Source organism: Pseudoduganella rivuli (assembly GCF_009674485.1).
Lineage (GTDB): Bacteria > Pseudomonadota > Gammaproteobacteria > Burkholderiales > Burkholderiaceae_D > Rugamonas > Rugamonas rivuli_B.
The window spans coordinates 133,388-149,949 of sequence record NZ_WKJJ01000012.1; the positions used below are offsets into that span (position 1 = coordinate 133,388).

Sequence of the window (16,562 nt, forward strand, 5' to 3'; positions counted from 1 at the left end):
CTCTTATATAGTGTGTATATTGATTTGAATATAACCACATTTAAACGTTCGGCAAATTCACCGTAAAACTGCTGCCCTTCCCCGCTTCCGACGTGATCGACAGGTTGCCGCCATGGCGCAGCAGCACGTGCTTGACGATGGCCAGCCCCAGTCCCGTCCCCTGGGTTTCGCGCGACCGGCTCTTGTCGACCCGGTAGAAACGCTCCGTCAGGCGGGAAATGTGTTCGGGGCTGATGCCAATGCCCGTGTCTTCCACCACGAATTGCGCGCCACGCGACGATTTCAGCCACTTCAGGTGGATTTCACCGCCGGCCGGCGTATAGCGCACGGCATTCGACGCCAGGTTGCCAAACGCGCTGTGCAACTCGTCCGGGCTGCCGCTGATGTCCGGCCCATCGACTTCCAGTGAAATCGTATGCTTGCCCGCCGACAGTGCGCGCGCATCGCTGAGCACCCGGTCCAGCAGTTTTTTCACATCCACACGCTCGGAGCGCAGCGGGTGGTCGACCGACTCCAGGCGCGACAACGTCAGCATATCCTCGATCAAATGCTGCATGCGGTTGCCCTGCTCCATCATCAGCTTCAAATGCGCCAGGCGGGTGGCCGGATCCAGTTCCTCCGACAGCGCGATTTCCAGGAAACCGACGATCACCGTCAGGGGCGTGCGCAATTCATGGGATGCATTGGCGATAAAGTCGCGCCGCATCATTTCATTGCGCTCCGATTCCGTCACATCGTGCGTGACGAGAATCTGGCGCCGGTTTTCAAACGGGATGATGTGGACAATCAGCTTGCGTTCGCGGAACGTCAACGTCAGCGGCTGGTCGTAGCGGCCCAGGATGATGTAATCCATGAATTCCGGGCTGCGGATCAGGTTCGTCACGCGCATGCCCTTGTCGCGGTCATGGCGCAAGCCCAGGTGGGCTTCGGCCGCCGGATTGCACCACTCGAGGAACAGCACGTCGTCCATGATGACGACGCCGTCCGGCAGCAAGTGCATGGCCTGCCGGAAGCGCGCCAGCCATTCCGTCAACTCGGCCTGGTTTTTCTCGTCGTCGCGCCGCATGCGGTACAAGCGGGAAAACACGGCGGTCCATTCGCCCCAGCCGTCGGGCAGGCGCACGCTTTGCGGATCGTCCATCCACGCCGACAATTGCGACAGGTAGCGCAACTGCACGAACACGATGGTGGCCAGCGCCAGCAGCGATACGCTCAAAGCCGGCACCATGCCGAACATCCACCACAGCACGCCGGCACCAGCGGCCATGGCCGCCATGCGGATGGCGACCGGCACCCAGAACACCAGGTGCGGGTTCATGCCTTCTCGGACAGCATGTAGCCGACGCTGCGCACGGTCTTGATCAAGTGTTCAGCATCCTTCAGCGCCTTGCGCAGGCGCAGCACGTGCACGTCCACCGTGCGTTCTTCGATCACCACGTGGTCGCCCCACACCTTGTCGAGCAACTGCGAGCGGGAAAACACGCGCTCCGGGTGCGCCATGAAGAATTTCAACAGCTTGTATTCCGCGTGGCCGATATCGATTTTCTGGTTATTCATCGATACCGTGCAGCTGACCGGATCGAGCGTCACCGCACCGGCCGACATTTGCGTCTGCGCGTGTTCCGGGCTCTTGCGGCGCAACAGCGCCTTGGTGCGCGCCAGCAGTTCGCGGGGCGAAAACGGTTTCGTGATGTAATCGTCCGCACCGCTGTTCAGGCCGGACAGCTTATCCTCTTCCATGCTTTTTGCCGTCAGCATGATGATGGGGATGTCCTGGAACTGGCGGTCGGAGCGGATGCGCGACAGCAGGCGCAAACCCGACTGGTCCGGCAGCATCCAGTCCAGCAACATCAGTTGCGGGGTGCGCTTGGTGATGAAATCCCACGCATCCTGCACCGTCGAAACGGAACAGACATTCCACCCCGCGTCGCGCAGGGAAAACGTGACCAGCTCGATAATGGCTGGTTCATCTTCCACAATCAGTACAGTTGTCTTATCGGATGCCATTTTGCTCGGTATTCAGTCAAACCTGTTTTTCTTACGCTTCGTCCTGCACTTGTGGCGCCGGGCGGGAGTGGCGGATGTCCTTGCCTTCCACCACGTAAATCACGTATTCCGCGATGTTCTTCGCATGGTCGCCGATCCGCTCGATGGCCTTGGCCACCCACAGCGTATCGAGCGCGGCCGAGATTGTACGCGGATCCTCCATCATAAACGTAATCAGGTTACGCATGATGGAACGGAATTCGTGGTCGATCACGGCATCCTGGGCGATCAATTGCAACGCCTGCTGCTGGTCGCTGCGCGCAAACGCGTCCAGCGCATCGTGCAGCATGTCGCTGGTGGCATTGGCAATGCCGCGCACCATTTCATAGTGGTTGATGCCGGCCGCGCCGCGCGAGTGCAGGCTTTTCGCGACGCGGGCGATCTTGGTGGCTTCGTCGCCAATACGCTCCAGGTCAGTAATCACTTTAATCGTCGCCATCACCGTGCGCAAATCGTTGGCGGTCGGCTGGCGGCGCACGATCAGGTGGCTGCACGCATCATCCAGCTGCACTTCCAGCTGGTTGACGGTATCGTCTTCGCGCATCACGCGCTCGGCGCGCTCCAGGTTGCCGATGCGGAAGCACGTCATCGCATCCAGGAACTGGGTTTCCACGATGCCGCCCATCAGCAGCACCTTGGAACGGATTGATTCCAGTTCCTCGTCGTATTTCTTGGAAGAATGTTCGCCCATCATGTGTATCTCTCCGTGTAATGTTGTTTTTATTAATTAACCGAAGCGGCCGGTAATGTAATCCTGCGTTTCCTTGCGGGCAGGATTCATGAAGATCTGATCGGTCTCGCCGAATTCCACCAATTCACCCAGGTACATGTACGCCGTGTAATCCGAGCAGCGCGCCGCCTGCTGCATGTTGTGGGTCACGATGGCAATGGTGTAATCCTGTTTCAGTTCGCTGATCAGTTCTTCGACTTTCGACGTCGAGATCGGGTCCAGCGCGGACGTCGGTTCGTCCAGCAACAGCACGTCGGGCTTGACCGCCACGCCGCGCGCGATGCACAGGCGCTGCTGCTGGCCGCCGGACAGCGACAGGCCGCTCTTGTTCAGTTTGTCTTTGACTTCGGTCCACAGGGCGGCTTTTTTCAGCGCCCATTCCACGCGCTCGTCCATCTCGCCCTTCGACAAGTCTTCGTACAGGCGCACCCCGAACGCGATGTTGTCGTAAATCGACATCGGGAACGGCGTCGGCTTCTGGAACACCATGCCCACTTTGGCGCGCAGCATGTTCACGTCCTGGCCCTGGTCGAGGATGTTGGTGCCGCGGTACATGATGGCGCCTTCCGCGCGCTGGCCCGGGTACAGGTCGTACATGCGGTTCAAGGTGCGCAGCAGCGTCGACTTGCCGCAGCCGGACGGGCCGATGAACGCGGTCACCTGCTTTTCATGGATGTCCAGGTTCACGTTGTGCAGACTTTGGGTCTTGCCGTAGAAGAAGTTCAGGCCCGAAATCTCGATGGTTTTACGCTTGGCAGTCATGGATGGGGTCGCAGCGGTATTCAGTTGAGTATTCATGATGTGTAGTTATTTCGGGGCCTTTTGGGCAAACAGGGTGCGCGACAGGATATTCAGGCCCAGCACGCTGAAGGTCACCAGCAATGCGCCGCCCCAGGCCAGCGAGCGCCAGTTGTCGTACGGGCTCATGGCGAACTGGTAAATCACGTATGGCAGGTTGGCCATCGGCTTGTTCATGTCGGCATTGAAGAACTGGTTGTTCAGCGCGGTGAACAGCAGCGGCGCGGTCTCGCCGGAGACGCGGGCCACGGCCAGCAGCACACCGGTGATCACGCCGGCTTTCACGGCGCGCAGGCGCACCGTCATCGACACTTTCCAGCGCGGGGCGCCCAGCGCGTAAGCCGCTTCAAGCAAGCCGTTCGGCACCAGCTTCAGCATGTTGTCGGTGGTGCGCACCACCACCGGTACAGCGATCAGCGACAGCGCCACGGAACCGGCATAACCGGAGAAGTGCTTGACGTTGGCGACATACAGCGCGTAGACGAACAGGCCGATCACGATCGAGGGTGCGGACAGCATGATGTCGGTGACGAAGCGGGTCACTTGCGCGAGCTTGCTTTGCTCGCCATATTCCGCCAGGTAAATGCCGGCCAGGATGCCGATCGGGGTCGACACCACGGTCGACAGGATCACCATCATCAGGCTGCCGGCAATCGCATTCCACAAGCCGCCGCCTTCACTGCCGGGCGCCGGCGTGGTGGCCGTGAACATGTTGATGGACAGCGCGGAAAAGCCGTTGATCAGCAACGTGGCCAGGATCCACAGCAGGAAGATCAGACCGGCCGACATGGCCGCCACCGACAGGGCGATGCCGACGCGGTGCGCCAGCAGGCGCTTGCGGTAGACCGGATTCATTACGGGCTTCACAGTGTTATTCAATGCGGTATTCATTATTTGACGCCTTCCTTGCGGGACATGCCCAGCAACATCAGCTTGGCGGACGACAGGACGATCAGGGTGATGATGAACAGGATCAGCGCCAGCGCGTACAGCGACGACACGTGCAGCGCCGACTCCGCTTCGGCGAATTCGTTGGCCAGCACGGACGCGATACTGTTACCGGCGGCGAACAGCGACCACGACAGCTTGTTGGCGTTACCGATGACGAACGTCACCGCCATGGTTTCGCCCAGCGCGCGGCCCAGGCCCAGCATCACGCCGCCCACCACGCCATTCTTGGTGTAGGGCAGCACCACCTTGCGCACCACTTCCCAGCGGGTGCAGCCCAGGCCGTAGGCGGATTCCTTCAGCACGGCGGGCACGATTTCAAACACGTCGCGCATCACCGACGAAATGAACGGGATGATCATGACGGACAGGATCACGCCGGCCGTCAGGATGCCGATGCCCATGGTCGGGCCGCTGAACAGCGCGCCGATGAACGGCACCTGGCCCAGCGTGGATTTCAGCGCGGGCTGCACATAATCGGCAAACAGCGGCGCGAACACGAACAGGCCCCACATGCCGTAAATAATCGATGGCACGCCGGCCAGCAATTCAATCGCCGTGCCCAGCGGGCGGCGCAGCCAGACCGGGCAAATCTCGGTCAGGAACAGCGCGATACCGAAGCTGACGGGGAACGCGATCAGCAGTGCGATACCGGCCGTGGCCAGCGTGCCGACGATGGCGATCAGTGCGCCGAACTGGTCGTTGACCGGGTCCCACTCTACCGTGGTGATGAAGCCGAGGCCGAAATGCTGGAAGGCCGGGAGGGCGCCCAGCACCAGGGAAATGATGATGCCGACCAGCACCAGCAGGACGGACACGGCAAACGCCATCGTCACCTTGTGGAAGATGGCATCCTGGATGCGCTGCTTGCGCATGGTGGACAGCATCGCCTGGTGCGATACCGTGCTGTTGGAGGAGTCCGACATGGGGGGGATGGTCGCTGAGGAGATTTCTGCGCGCATGGTAAGTTCTTATAGTATGGGACTGGCCGGGACCGCCGCGGTTGCAGCAGCCCTGGGTAGCCTCATGAGCCCGGATGGCGGCTTGATGCCATGCACCAAGCCGCCAGGCATCATCAGTAGATCGCCTTGCCCGAAGCGTCTTTCAGGTTGGTCTTCCACGATTCCTGCACCAGCTTCACGACGTTCGCTGGCATCGGCACGTAGTCCAGGTCGGCAGCAGCGGCGCCACCGTTCTTGAAGGCCCACTCGAAGAACTTCACGACTTCCTTGCCTTTGACAGCGTCAGCCTGGGTCTTGTGCATCAGGATGAACGACACGCCGGTGATCGGCCACGAAGCCTTGCCTGGCTGGTCGGTCAGCACCACGCCGAAGCCCGGGGTCTTGGCCCAGTCGGCGTTCGACGCGGCCGCCTTGAAGTTGTCGTCGTCCGGCTGGACGAACTGGCCATCCTTGTTTTTCAGCGCGGTGTGCGACATCTTGTTTTTCTTGGCGTACGCCCACTCCACGTAGCCGATCGAACCCTTGATACGCTGCACGTTGGCGGCCACGCCTTCGTTGCCCTTGCCGCCCACGCCCACCACCCACTTCACCGCGGTACCGGCGCCAACCTTGGTCTTGAAGTCAGGGCTGGTTTTCGACAGGTAATCGGTGAACAGGAACGACGTGCCGGAACCGTCGGCGCGGTGCACCACGGTGATTTCGTCGGCCGGCAGTTTCAGGCCGCCGTTCAGGGCCACGATTTCAGGTGCATTCCACTTGGTGATCTTGCCCAGGTAGATGTCGGCAATGACCGGGCCGGTCAGTTTCAGCGCGCCGGGCGCGACACCGTCCAGGTTCACCACGGCGACCACGCCACCCATGATGGCCGGGAACTGGGTCAAACCTTCCGCATCCAGCTCTTCGCCTTTCAGCGGGCTGTCCGATGCGCCGAAGTCGACGGTCTTGGCCTTGATCTGCTTGATACCGGCGGAGGAACCCACGGATTGGTAGTTCAGGCCGTTACCGGTTGCTGCCTTGTACGCTTCCGCCCACTTTGCGTAGATCGGATAAGGGAACGTTGCGCCCGCACCCGTCATGTCGGCAGCAGTTGCGGTGGAGAAAGCCACGGCAGCCGAAGCGCCTACGACCAGGGAGGTGAACAACTGTTTCATGCGCATATCTAGTCCTTTGAGGGTTGTTACGGTTTAGATGTGCGCAGTCTATCGGCCGAATATGACACCTTTATGACATGACTGAAATTTAATGACATTCCTTCTTCATAGAGGGAAAACCGGCCAAGTCACGCCATTTATGACATGTCATATTTGACCAAAGTCATCAAATTGTCATGAACCTGTCACAATTGACAATTAATCTAGAGCAAGACCCGATTTCCCGGAAATCGGCGATAGAATTAACCATCTGCAAAGATATTCTGTGACCACCATGAAGCCTGATCTGCGTGCGGAAACCAACAAGCACGGGATCTTCCTGGACCGCGAACTGTCACAACTGGCGTTTAACCGCCGCGTGATGGCGCAGGCCGAAGACCCCACCATCCCCCTGCTCGAGCGCTTGCGCTATTTATGTATCGTCAGCAGCAATCTCGACGAATTCTTTGAAGTCCGCGTCGCCAGCCTGCTGGCGGCGGCCAGTGTGGATGGCACGCTGGATGAACATCCGGCCCTGGCGGCGAACCTGAGAAGGATTTGCGATGAATGCCATGAACTGGTCAAACAGCAATATGACATCCTGAATACCGAAGTATTACCGCAGTTAACGGCAGCAGGCGTCCACATCCTGCGCCACACGCAGCGCAACGAAGCACAGCGCGCCTGGGTCAAAGACTATTTCGAACGCGAAGTCCGCCCCCTCCTCACGCCGATCGGCCTCGATCCGGCCCACCCGTTCCCGCAAGTCGTCAACAAGAGCTTGAATTTCATCGTGCAATTGAGCGGCAAGGATGCGTTTGGCCGCGGCACGGCGATCGCCATTGTGAAAGCGCCCCGCGTGCTGCCGCGCGTGGTCAGGTTGCCGGATGAACTGGGCACCGAGGGCGGCGTCTCGTTCTGCCTGCTGTCGTCGATCATCCATGCGCATATTTCTGACTTGTTTGCCGGACGTGACGTCATTGCTTATTCGCAATTCCGGGTGACGCGCGATTCCGACCTGTGGGTCGACGAGGAAGAAGTCAAGAACCTGCGCCAGGCGCTGAAGGGCGAGTTGCAGGGCCGCCAGTTCGGCACGTCCGTGCGGCTGGAAGTGGCGAAGAATTGCCCGCCCGAGTTATCGCAATTCCTGCTCGACCAGTTCTCGCTGGACCAGTCGCGCCTGTACCGCGTGGATGGTCCCGTCAACATGGTGCGGCTGACGGAAATCATCAACCACGTGCAAATGCCGGAATTGCGCTTCCCGCCCTACCTGCCGGGTTCCGCCTCGAAAGCCGCCAATATCGACTTGTTCGCCACCTTGCGCGAGCAGGACATCCTGCTGCACCACCCGTATCAATCGTTCCAGACCGTGATCGACTTCATCCGCGCCGCCGCGCATGATCCGAACGTGGTGGCCATCAAGCAGACCGTGTACCGCACCGGCATGAATTCAGACTTGATGGAATCGCTGATCGTGGCGGCCCACGCGGGCAAGGAAGTCACGGTGGTGGTGGAATTGATGGCGCGCTTCGACGAGGAAGCCAATATCAACTGGGCCGACAAGCTGGAACAGGCCGGTGCGCAAGTGGTGTATGGCGTGGTGGGCCTGAAAACCCATGCCAAGATCGCACTGGTACTGCGCCGTGAAGAAGGCGCGCTGCGCTACTACGCCCACCTCGGCACCGGCAACTACCATCCGACCACCACCAAGCTGTATACTGACTTCGGCTTGCTGACCAGCCACCCGGACCTGGGCCGCGACGTCAACGAAGTGTTCATGCACCTGACCAGCCTGGCGAAGCCGCAAAAGCTGTCCCACTTGTGGCTGGCGCCCTTCGCGCTGCAAAACGAGATCATCAAGGCGATCCGCAACGAAGCGAAGATTGCCCGTTCCGGCCGCCCGGCCCGCATCATCGCCAAGATGAATGCGCTGGTCGATGAATCCGTGATCCGCGCGCTGTACGCGGCGTCCAAGGATGGCGTCAAGATCGACTTGATCGTGCGCGGCGCCTGCACGCTGAAGCCGGGCGTGCCGGGCCTGTCGGACAATATCCGCGTGCGCTCCATCATTGGCCGCTTCCTGGAACACAGCCGCATTTATTACTTCCGCAACGACCTGGCGCACGATGTCTACCTGGCCAGCGCGGACTGGATGAGCCGCAACCTGTTCCGCCGTATCGAAGTGGCGTTCCCGGTGCTGGACCGGTCGCTGAAGCGGCGCGTGATCGCGGAAGGCTTGAATCCCTACCTGAAGGACAATACCAACGCATGGGACCTGGAACCAACCGGGCACTATGTGCGCCGCAAGGCGCGCGGCAAGCAAGCCCAGTACAGCGCGCAGGCCCACCTGATGCAAACCTTGGGAGCACCCGATGGCGGAAGCATCTCCTAAAAAGGGGAAGAAAATGGACTTGATACTGTGGCGTCACGCGGAAGCGGAAGATGCGGCGCCGGGCCAGTCGGACCTGGAACGGGCGCTCACCGCCAAAGGCCAGAAACAGGCGCGGCGCATGGGCCAGTGGCTCGATTCGCAATTGCCGGACAGTTGCCGCATCCTGTCCAGCCCCGCCCTGCGCACGCTGCAGACGGCGGACGGCCTGGGCCGTAAATACAAGATCCACGCCGACCTGGCGCCGGGCGCGGATCCCGCCGACATCCTGAAAGCCGCCAACTGGCCCGCGGCCCGCGAAACCGTGCTGATCATCGGCCACCAGCCCACCTTGGGCCAGGCGGCCGCCCTGCTGATGACGGGCGACGACAGCGAATGGGATATCAAAAAAGCCAGTGCCTGGTGGTTTTCCCAGCGCGAGCCTGGCAACCCGGACAGCCTGTATTTAAAGGCGGTGATGGCGGCGGACCTGGTGGTGAAGTAAGGCGTGTGTGTTCACGCAACAGCATAGTCCCTGCATCTTGAAAAGTCACTGGGGCCTGCTAAAGTTTAGTTGTATCAACTCTAGGGAGCAACCGCGACCAACCGCGGTTGAAACATCATGTTCACCCTGCTCACCATCGGTATCTTCGGCGCGATGATTGGTTTGATCGCTTTTGAAATCGTCCAGGAATCCCGAGGGAGTCACAACAAGCTGACCGACCGCTATCACGAATAGCTCGCGCTTCTTCGGAAGCTCCGGCGCCTGCCCCGCATCCTTCCCGGATGCGTACAGCAGGCGTCTTTTGTTTTTCCGGCAGCCTTTCGGGCAGCCTTACGCCAGGAAGTCGAACAGCGAGCGGGGCCCGCCATAGCCCGGCAACGCATCGCCCGAGGCCGACTGTTCCTGCGCCGCATACAGCTTGGCCAGCGCATTGGCTTGCGCCGTCATGGCCTTGGCCATTTCCGCCTTCTTGCCGTTCAGCGCCGTCAATTCCTTGCCCACTTGCTGGGTTTCGCGGCCAATCTGCCCACTCTTGCCCGTCAACGCATCGATCTTCGCATCGAACTGGTCCGCCAGGCCCTTGCCTCCGTTGGTAAACAGCTTGCCGACCGCGTCCGGATCGGCGGCAATCGCGCTTTTCAATTGCTTGTCGTCGACTTGCAGGCGGCCGTCGCCATTGACGGTGATGCCGGCCTTGGCCAGATCGCTGGCGGAAACGGGGCCGTTGCGCAGCAAGCCCGCGAGGTCGCGGCTGGCCTGCCCCAGCGCCAGGTCGGATTTCAGCGCGCCTTTTTCCAGCACCGCCAGTTTACCTTGCAAGCCGTTGTAGGCATCGACAAAACTCGTGACATTGCGCGCCACTTCGCTGCTGTCCTGGCGGACGGTGACATCGGCCTTGCCCGTGCCTTTCAATGTCAGCGCCAGGCCACCGGCTGCCACGGTATTGGTGGCGCTCTTGCTGTCCTTGCCATCGATGGTGACCACGGCGTCGCGCGCGGCGGCGGTTTGCGTCATGCCGGTGGACAGCAAATCCTTGACGGCGGCATCGCCACTGACGCTGATGCGCAAGCTGTTTGCTTCGCCGGACGCGCTTGTCACGGACAGCGCATAGCCGTTGCCGCTCTTGACGACGGTCGCATCGATGCCGGCCGCCTTGAATGCGGCGGCAATGCCGCCCAGCGTATTGTTGGACTGGTCGATGGTGATGGTTTTGACGGGCTGTTTGCCGGGCGTGAAGGTATCAGTGCCGGCCACGCCGGTTTCGATTTTCACGACGGCCGGCGCACCGGTGCCGATTTTCGCGTCCGCGGCTTTTTGCGCGGCGCTGGTCAGCACCTGCGATTGCGCCAGCTGTTTGACGTCGACCGCATGCACACCCGCCTTGGCGGCGCCATCGGCCGACACCGTCACCACGCCGGCGGCGGAACTCGATGCCGACGTGGACAGGCCTGCGCCGGCCAGCCGTTCCGCCACCGACTGGAATTCCGCCAGTGCGCTGTGCAACTGGCCCAGCCCGGACAACTTCGCCTGGTCGCGGCTGATATTCTGGTTGAGTTTGCTAACTGCGCCGGACTGGCCCGCCAGCGTCTTTTCGACTTTCGCCAGCACGGAAGCGGACGGCGACGTTAATCCGCCATAAGCATCGATCCCGCCCACGCCGCCTGGGATATTTGAATTGGCCATACAAAAACCTCCAGTCGGCGCCGACCGGGATTCAGCGCATGAATTTGGAAATGGCGGCCACCGCAGCCTGGTCCGGATTAATGAATTGGAAGCCGACTTTCACGTCGTCGCCACTGAAGATGCAATAAGTGACTTTCGAGCGGCAAGTAATAATTTGCGGCTTCCCATCAATAAACATTTCAAATGATACATTACCGGCCGATCCCGCAGGCACCATGTGTCCCATTGTTAAAGACAAGCCTGACGGGCAGATATCCAGCGTACGGGCTGGGGTCGGTGCGGCGCCATCGAGCACCACCATGGCTTTGGCGCGCAAAATCTTGCGGGAAATTTGCCTTTGATCGACTAACACGCTTGATCCCTCAATAACAATATTATTACTGGTGGCGAGCGCGCAACATTCAAGCGCGCACTGGCCGGCGCATATTGTACTGCGGTTACCGATTTAATGCAGGGCATACAAACCGGTGAATCAACCAAGTGGCTTTATAATTTATTGTAATTCACGCAGGCGGGTAAATGCATCATCGATGCGTTCCACGCCGATAATCGTCATCCCTTCCACCGGCTGTTTTGGCACATTGGCTTTCGGGATCATCGCGACGGAAAAGCCCAGCTTGGCTGCTTCGCGCAAGCGTTCCTGCCCCCGGGGCGCCGGGCGGATTTCACCGGCCAGGCCCACTTCGCCGAAGACCACGAAGCCGCGCGGCAGCGGCTTGTTGCGCATCGACGAATTAATCGCCAATAACACCGCCAGGTCGGCCGCCGGTTCCGTGATCTTCACGCCGCCCACCGCATTGATGAACACGTCCTGATCGAAGGCGGCAATGCCGGCATGGCGGTGCAGCACCGCCAGCAGCATGGCCAGGCGGTTCTGTTCCAGGCCGACCGACAGCCGGCGCGCATTGGGCAAATGGCTGGCGTCCACCAGCGCCTGGATTTCCACCAGCAGCGGGCGCGTGCCTTCCTGCGTCACCATCACGCACGACCCCGGCACCTGGTTATCGTGCTGCGACAGGAACAGCGCCGACGGATTCGACACGCCTTTCAAGCCTTTTTCCGTCATGGCGAAGACGCCCAGTTCATTGACCGCGCCAAAACGGTTTTTAATCGCGCGCACCAGGCGGAAGCTGGAGTGGTTATCGCCTTCGAAATACAGCACCGTGTCGACGATGTGTTCCAGCACGCGCGGACCGGCCAGCGCGCCCTCTTTCGTCACGTGGCCCACCAGGATGATGGTCACGCCGCTTTGCTTGGCCATGCGCGTCAGTTGCGCGGCGCATTCGCGCACCTGCGCCACGGAGCCGGGCGCGGAACTGAGCGCATCCGAATACAGCGTCTGGATCGAATCGATCACCGCCACCTGCGGTTTCAGGTCCGACAAGGTGCCGAGGATTTTTTCCAGCTGGATTTCAGCCTGCAGCTTCAATTCCTTCGCATCGATGGCGAGGCGCTTGGCGCGCAGTGCGATTTGCGCGCCGGATTCCTCGCCCGACACGTACAGGACTTTTTTCACGTGCGACAAATGCGCCAGCGCCTGCAACAGCAGCGTGGATTTGCCGATGCCCGGGTCGCCGCCGATCAACACGACGCCGCCGGCCACCAGGCCGCCACCGAGCACGCGGTCGAATTCTTCGATACCGGTGGGGAAACGCGGCACGTCCAGCGCTTCGATATCATCGAGCGACAGCACCGGCGCCGTCTGCGCCAGCGACAGGTGCTGCGGGTTCGAATAGCGGTTGTTGCCGCCGCCGGATTCCACGATGGTTTCCACCATCGTATTCCATTGCTGGCACGCCGCGCACTGGCCGGTCCACTTGCTGCTGGTGCCGCCGCATTCGGTGCACGTGTAATTCGTCTTGGCCTTGGCCATGTTCAACCTTCCACAACTTGCACGCGCTGCGCCAGCGCGCACATCAATTCATAACCGATGGTGCCGGATGCTTCCGCCACCTCGTCGATGGGCATGCCTTCGCCCCACAGCACCACGCGGCTGCCCACGTTTGAACCGGGAATACCGGCCAGGTCGACCGTCAGCATGTCCATCGATACGCGCCCCACCAGCCGGGTGCGCACGCCATCGACCAGCACCGGCGTCCCTTCCGGCGCGTGGCGGGGATAGCCATCGGCATAGCCGCACGCTACCACGCCGATGCGCATCGGGCCGTCCGCCTGGAAGCGGCTGCCATAGCCGACGCAATCGCCCGCACCGATGTCCTGGATGGCGATGATTTCACTGGCCAGTGTCATGGCCGGCTTCAGCCCCAGCGCTTCGGCCGTCTGGCCGCCCGGCGTGCCGCCATACAGCATGATGCCGGGCCGGACCCAGTGGCTGGACAATTCGTCTTTCAATTGCGGCATCTGGAAAATGCCGGCGGAATTCGCCAGGCTGACCGGTCCCGGCAAGCCTTGCGCACCGTCGCGGAAGCGGCGCACCTGTTCATGGATCGACAGGCGCGGATGGGCCGTGTCATCGGCATTGGCAAAGTGCGTCATCAACGTGATGTCCGCCACATGCGGCAATGCGCGCAAGCGCGCGTGGGCGGCGGCAAACGCTTGCGGCATGAAGCCCAGGCGGTTCATGCCGGTATTCATTTTCAAATGCACGTTCAGCGGGCGCGCGGGCCGCGCCGCTTCCAGCAGCGCCAGCTGGGTTTCGCAGTGGATGGCGCCATTGACGTCGTACTGGGCCATCATGGCGATATCGGCCGCATCGAACGGGCCTTCCAGCAACAGCAGCGGGCCGGTCCACCCCAGCTCGCGCAGGCGCACCGCGTTATCCGGCTCCACCAGCGCCAGCCCGTCGGCCGCGGCCAGGCCGCGCATGGCCCGTTCCAGGCCATGGCCATAACCATTTGCCTTCAGCACGCCCCACACTTTGGCGTCCGGCGCGCACGCCCTGGCCCGGGCCAGGTTGTGCCGCATCGCGGCGATATGGATGGTTGCGGTAATGGGCCTGGGCATGGGAATCCGGGGTGAAACAATGAAGCGAGTATTTTAGCGGATGGCGACGGCAAAATCCGCCATAACCCCTGTTTCTAACTGGTATTCAGCCGTTTATGGTATAAAGCAAGCCGGATCAGTTACCCGGGCACACACCAGAATGAATCGTGGTTTTTATACCATCATGGCAGCGCAGTTTTTCTCGTCGCTGGCTGACAATGCGCTGCTGTTCGTCGCGATTGACCTGCTGGTCACCATGAAATCGCCGGCGTGGATCATTCCGCTGTTGAAGCTGTCCTTTGTTTTATTCTATGTGTTGCTGGCCCCGTACGTGGGCGCCTTTGCCGATTCCCTGCTCAAGGGCCGCGTCATGTTCATTGCCAACATGATCAAGATCCTCGGCTGCGCCATGATGTTCTTCTATATGAATGTGCACCCGCTGCTGGCTTACACCGTGGTGGGTTTTGGCGCGGCCGTGTATTCGCCCGCCAAGTACGGCATCCTGACGGAATTGCTGCCCGCTGAAAAACTGGTGGCCGCCAACGGCTGGATTGAAGGCTTGACCGTAACGTCCATCATCCTCGGCACCGTCATGGGCGGTGCGCTGGTGACAGGCCAATTCTCCACCATGCTGCTGTCGTTTGACTTGCCGCTGATCGACACCGGCGTCGACACCCGCTCGGAAGCGGCGCTGTGCGTGCTGATCGGCGTGTACCTGCTGGCGGCCCTGTTCAACCTGCGCATCCCGGATACCGGCGCGCGCTACCCGCACCAGGAACGCCATCCCGTCAAGCTGGTGGTGGATTTCGCCAATTGCTTCACCTTGCTGTGGAAAGACAAGCTGGGCCAGATTTCGCTGGCCGTCACCACGCTGTTCTGGGGCGCCGGCGCGACCCTGCAACTGATCGTGCTGGAATGGGCGCAAAAGTCGCTGGGCATGCGCTATGACCAGGCCACCAGCCTGGTGGGCATGGTGGCGATCGGCATGGCGCTGGGCGCCGTGCTGTCGGCCCGTTACGTCACGTTGCGCAAGTCGCTGTCCGTGATCCCGCTGGGCATCCTGATGGGCTGCATCGTCATGGGCATGGTGCTGGTCCATTCGAAAATCATCGCCTATCCGCTGCTGGTGCTGATCGGCGCGATTGCCGGCTTCTTCGTGGTGCCGATGAACGCGCTGCTGCAGCACCGGGGCCACGTGCTGATGAGCGCGGGCCACTCGATCGCGGTGCAGAACTTCAACGAAAACCTGTCTATCCTGACCATGCTGGCGATGTATTCGCTGATGATCCGCCTGCACCTGGCGCTCAATACCACCATCGTGCTGTTCGGCCTGTTCATGGCGGGCGTGATGTACTTCATCATGCGGCTGCACGCGCTCAACCAGCGCCAGCACGATTCGTTGGGCCTGATCGGCGAAGCCAAGCACTGACCGGTTACGGCAGCGATCCCTGGGCGCGCCGCGCGGCCGCCCGTTCGTGCCAGTCGTCCGGCGCGATAAAGCCCCGCTCCACCTCGACCAGCCAGCCATCCCGCTGCTCCACCACGGCCGCCATCACGGGCGACATTTCCAGCGCGAAGCGTTCCAGCACCGCCGCATGCAAACCCTGCGCCGTCAGCGGTGCGGCCTTGTCCACGGCGGAGATGGATGCGGGCTGGAACGGCGCCTCGTCCCGCGTGGCCGCGCGTACTTTCAACGGCGCCAGCCACTGCAGGCGCGGCATTACCACGTAGCGCTTCTCCCCGTCCAGCGCCGGACCGCGAAGGAAGTCGGCCAAGGTCATCCACGAACCACGGCAATGGCCGGGCGACACGCCATCGATGTGCCGCTCCGGTCCGGGCGGATGGAACAGCCAGCCTTTCACCAGCGCCTGCGCTTCATCGACCGGTTGCGGCAGCACGTGCGCCGCGTCCGGGTGGTTGCGCAATTCCAGCTGGTGACTGAAGGTCTTGCGGATTTTCTTGCCCAGCGTATCGGCCAGGTTGGGGCCAACCAGGTGGTTGAATCCTTCCTCGTCGGACTGGTTGTCCAGCAAATAAAACTTCGATGCGAATTCCCAGTGCAGCAGCCGCGCGCCGTCGCGCAGCAGGAAATCGAACTCGCCCACCGTCACGTTGCGCGGTGTCCGCACTTGCAGGCCGTGCGCGGCCAGCACGCCTTGCTGCGCCAAATAAAACGCCATCAGCCTTTCCGCATACAGGCCCAGGCGCGAATAAAACTTCGTCCCCAGCGCCGCATCCAGCGGCGACGGATCCTGTTCCAGCGCGGCCAGCCAGGACGCCACCTGCGGCGCGACAGGCCCCAGTGTGGCGACCCGCCCATGCCAATGCGGCGATGCGGGGTCCAGCAAATCCGGCGATTCCAGCAGCCAGGCCAGCGCTCGCACGTGTGGACGGGTCAAATGGCGCCAGCGCTGTTCAAACGCTTGCTGGTAAGTGGGCGCCATGGCGG

Annotated in this window: 15 protein-coding genes; 3 read left to right on the top strand and 12 right to left on the bottom strand. The window is 61.4% G+C overall.

The window, feature by feature from the left end:
• Positions 1-40: 40 nt before the first annotated feature.
• The 7 genes from phoR to pstS form a co-directional block, all read right to left on the bottom strand.
• Positions 41-1,318: a phosphate regulon sensor histidine kinase PhoR gene (phoR, locus tag GJ700_RS19665; protein WP_154376999.1), complete on the bottom strand. Its 1,278-nt coding sequence runs from the start codon at positions 1,316-1,318 to the stop codon at positions 41-43.
• The gene (phoB, locus tag GJ700_RS19670) at positions 1,315-2,007 is read right to left on the bottom strand and encodes a phosphate regulon transcriptional regulator PhoB (RefSeq protein WP_154377001.1); all 693 of its coding nucleotides are present in this window, start codon (positions 2,005-2,007) and stop codon (positions 1,315-1,317) included. The genes phoR and phoB overlap by 4 nt, the downstream gene beginning before the upstream one ends.
• Positions 2,008-2,038: 31 nt before the next feature.
• Positions 2,039-2,740: a phosphate signaling complex protein PhoU gene (gene phoU, locus GJ700_RS19675; RefSeq protein WP_154377003.1), complete on the bottom strand. Its 702-nt coding sequence runs from the start codon at positions 2,738-2,740 to the stop codon at positions 2,039-2,041.
• Positions 2,741-2,773: 33 nt separating this feature from the next.
• Positions 2,774-3,538, bottom strand: coding sequence for a phosphate ABC transporter ATP-binding protein PstB (gene pstB, locus GJ700_RS19680; RefSeq protein ID WP_229507122.1), 765 nt, complete (start codon positions 3,536-3,538; stop codon positions 2,774-2,776).
• A gap of 45 nt (positions 3,539-3,583) precedes the next feature.
• Positions 3,584-4,465, bottom strand: a complete 882-nt coding sequence (gene pstA, locus GJ700_RS19685) for a phosphate ABC transporter permease PstA (protein ID WP_154377008.1) — start codon at positions 4,463-4,465, stop codon at positions 3,584-3,586.
• Positions 4,465-5,448 (bottom strand): phosphate ABC transporter permease subunit PstC, encoded by a 984-nt coding sequence (gene pstC, locus GJ700_RS19690; RefSeq protein ID WP_154377010.1) that lies wholly within the window; start codon positions 5,446-5,448, stop codon positions 4,465-4,467. The genes pstA and pstC overlap by 1 nt, the downstream gene beginning before the upstream one ends.
• Positions 5,449-5,597: 149 nt before the next feature.
• Entirely contained in the window at positions 5,598-6,635 is a 1,038-nt protein-coding gene (gene pstS / locus GJ700_RS19695) for a phosphate ABC transporter substrate-binding protein PstS (protein WP_371868042.1), read from the bottom strand.
• A gap of 274 nt (positions 6,636-6,909) precedes the next feature.
• On the opposite strand from pstS, the gene ppk1 reads away from it, so the two are divergent.
• Together ppk1 and GJ700_RS19705 are read left to right on the top strand one after the other, a co-directional pair.
• On the top strand, positions 6,910-9,006 hold the full coding sequence (gene ppk1 / locus GJ700_RS19700) for a polyphosphate kinase 1 (RefSeq protein ID WP_154377014.1): 2,097 nt from the start codon (positions 6,910-6,912) through the stop codon (positions 9,004-9,006).
• A 13-nt stretch (positions 9,007-9,019) separates the two neighbouring features.
• Positions 9,020-9,487: a SixA phosphatase family protein gene (locus GJ700_RS19705; protein WP_154377016.1), complete on the top strand. Its 468-nt coding sequence runs from the start codon at positions 9,020-9,022 to the stop codon at positions 9,485-9,487.
• A gap of 330 nt (positions 9,488-9,817) precedes the next feature.
• Here the strand turns inward: GJ700_RS19705 and fliD are convergent, their stop codons facing one another.
• The 4 genes from fliD to alr form a co-directional block, all read right to left on the bottom strand.
• On the bottom strand, positions 9,818-11,170 hold the full coding sequence (fliD, locus tag GJ700_RS19710) for a flagellar filament capping protein FliD (RefSeq protein ID WP_154377018.1): 1,353 nt from the start codon (positions 11,168-11,170) through the stop codon (positions 9,818-9,820).
• Positions 11,171-11,201: 31 nt separating this feature from the next.
• The gene (locus GJ700_RS19715) at positions 11,202-11,522 is read right to left on the bottom strand and encodes a PilZ domain-containing protein (protein ID WP_371868043.1); all 321 of its coding nucleotides are present in this window, start codon (positions 11,520-11,522) and stop codon (positions 11,202-11,204) included.
• A gap of 141 nt (positions 11,523-11,663) precedes the next feature.
• The gene (gene radA / locus GJ700_RS19720) at positions 11,664-13,043 is read right to left on the bottom strand and encodes a DNA repair protein RadA (protein ID WP_154377020.1); all 1,380 of its coding nucleotides are present in this window, start codon (positions 13,041-13,043) and stop codon (positions 11,664-11,666) included.
• Positions 13,044-13,045: 2 nt separating this feature from the next.
• Positions 13,046-14,134 (bottom strand): alanine racemase, encoded by a 1,089-nt coding sequence (gene alr, locus GJ700_RS19725; RefSeq protein ID WP_154377022.1) that lies wholly within the window; start codon positions 14,132-14,134, stop codon positions 13,046-13,048.
• 139 nt (positions 14,135-14,273) lie between these two features.
• Here alr and lplT point away from each other — a divergent pair, with 139 nt between their 5' ends.
• Complete coding sequence (lplT, locus tag GJ700_RS19730) at positions 14,274-15,542, top strand: lysophospholipid transporter LplT (protein ID WP_154377024.1); 1,269 nt, start codon at positions 14,274-14,276, stop codon at positions 15,540-15,542.
• 4 nt (positions 15,543-15,546) lie between these two features.
• On the opposite strand, the gene GJ700_RS19735 is transcribed toward lplT, so the two are convergent.
• A complete protein-coding gene (locus GJ700_RS19735; protein WP_154377025.1) occupies positions 15,547-16,557 on the bottom strand; it encodes a DUF1853 family protein in 1,011 nt (336 codons plus the stop codon).
• Positions 16,558-16,562: the final 5 nt, after the last annotated feature.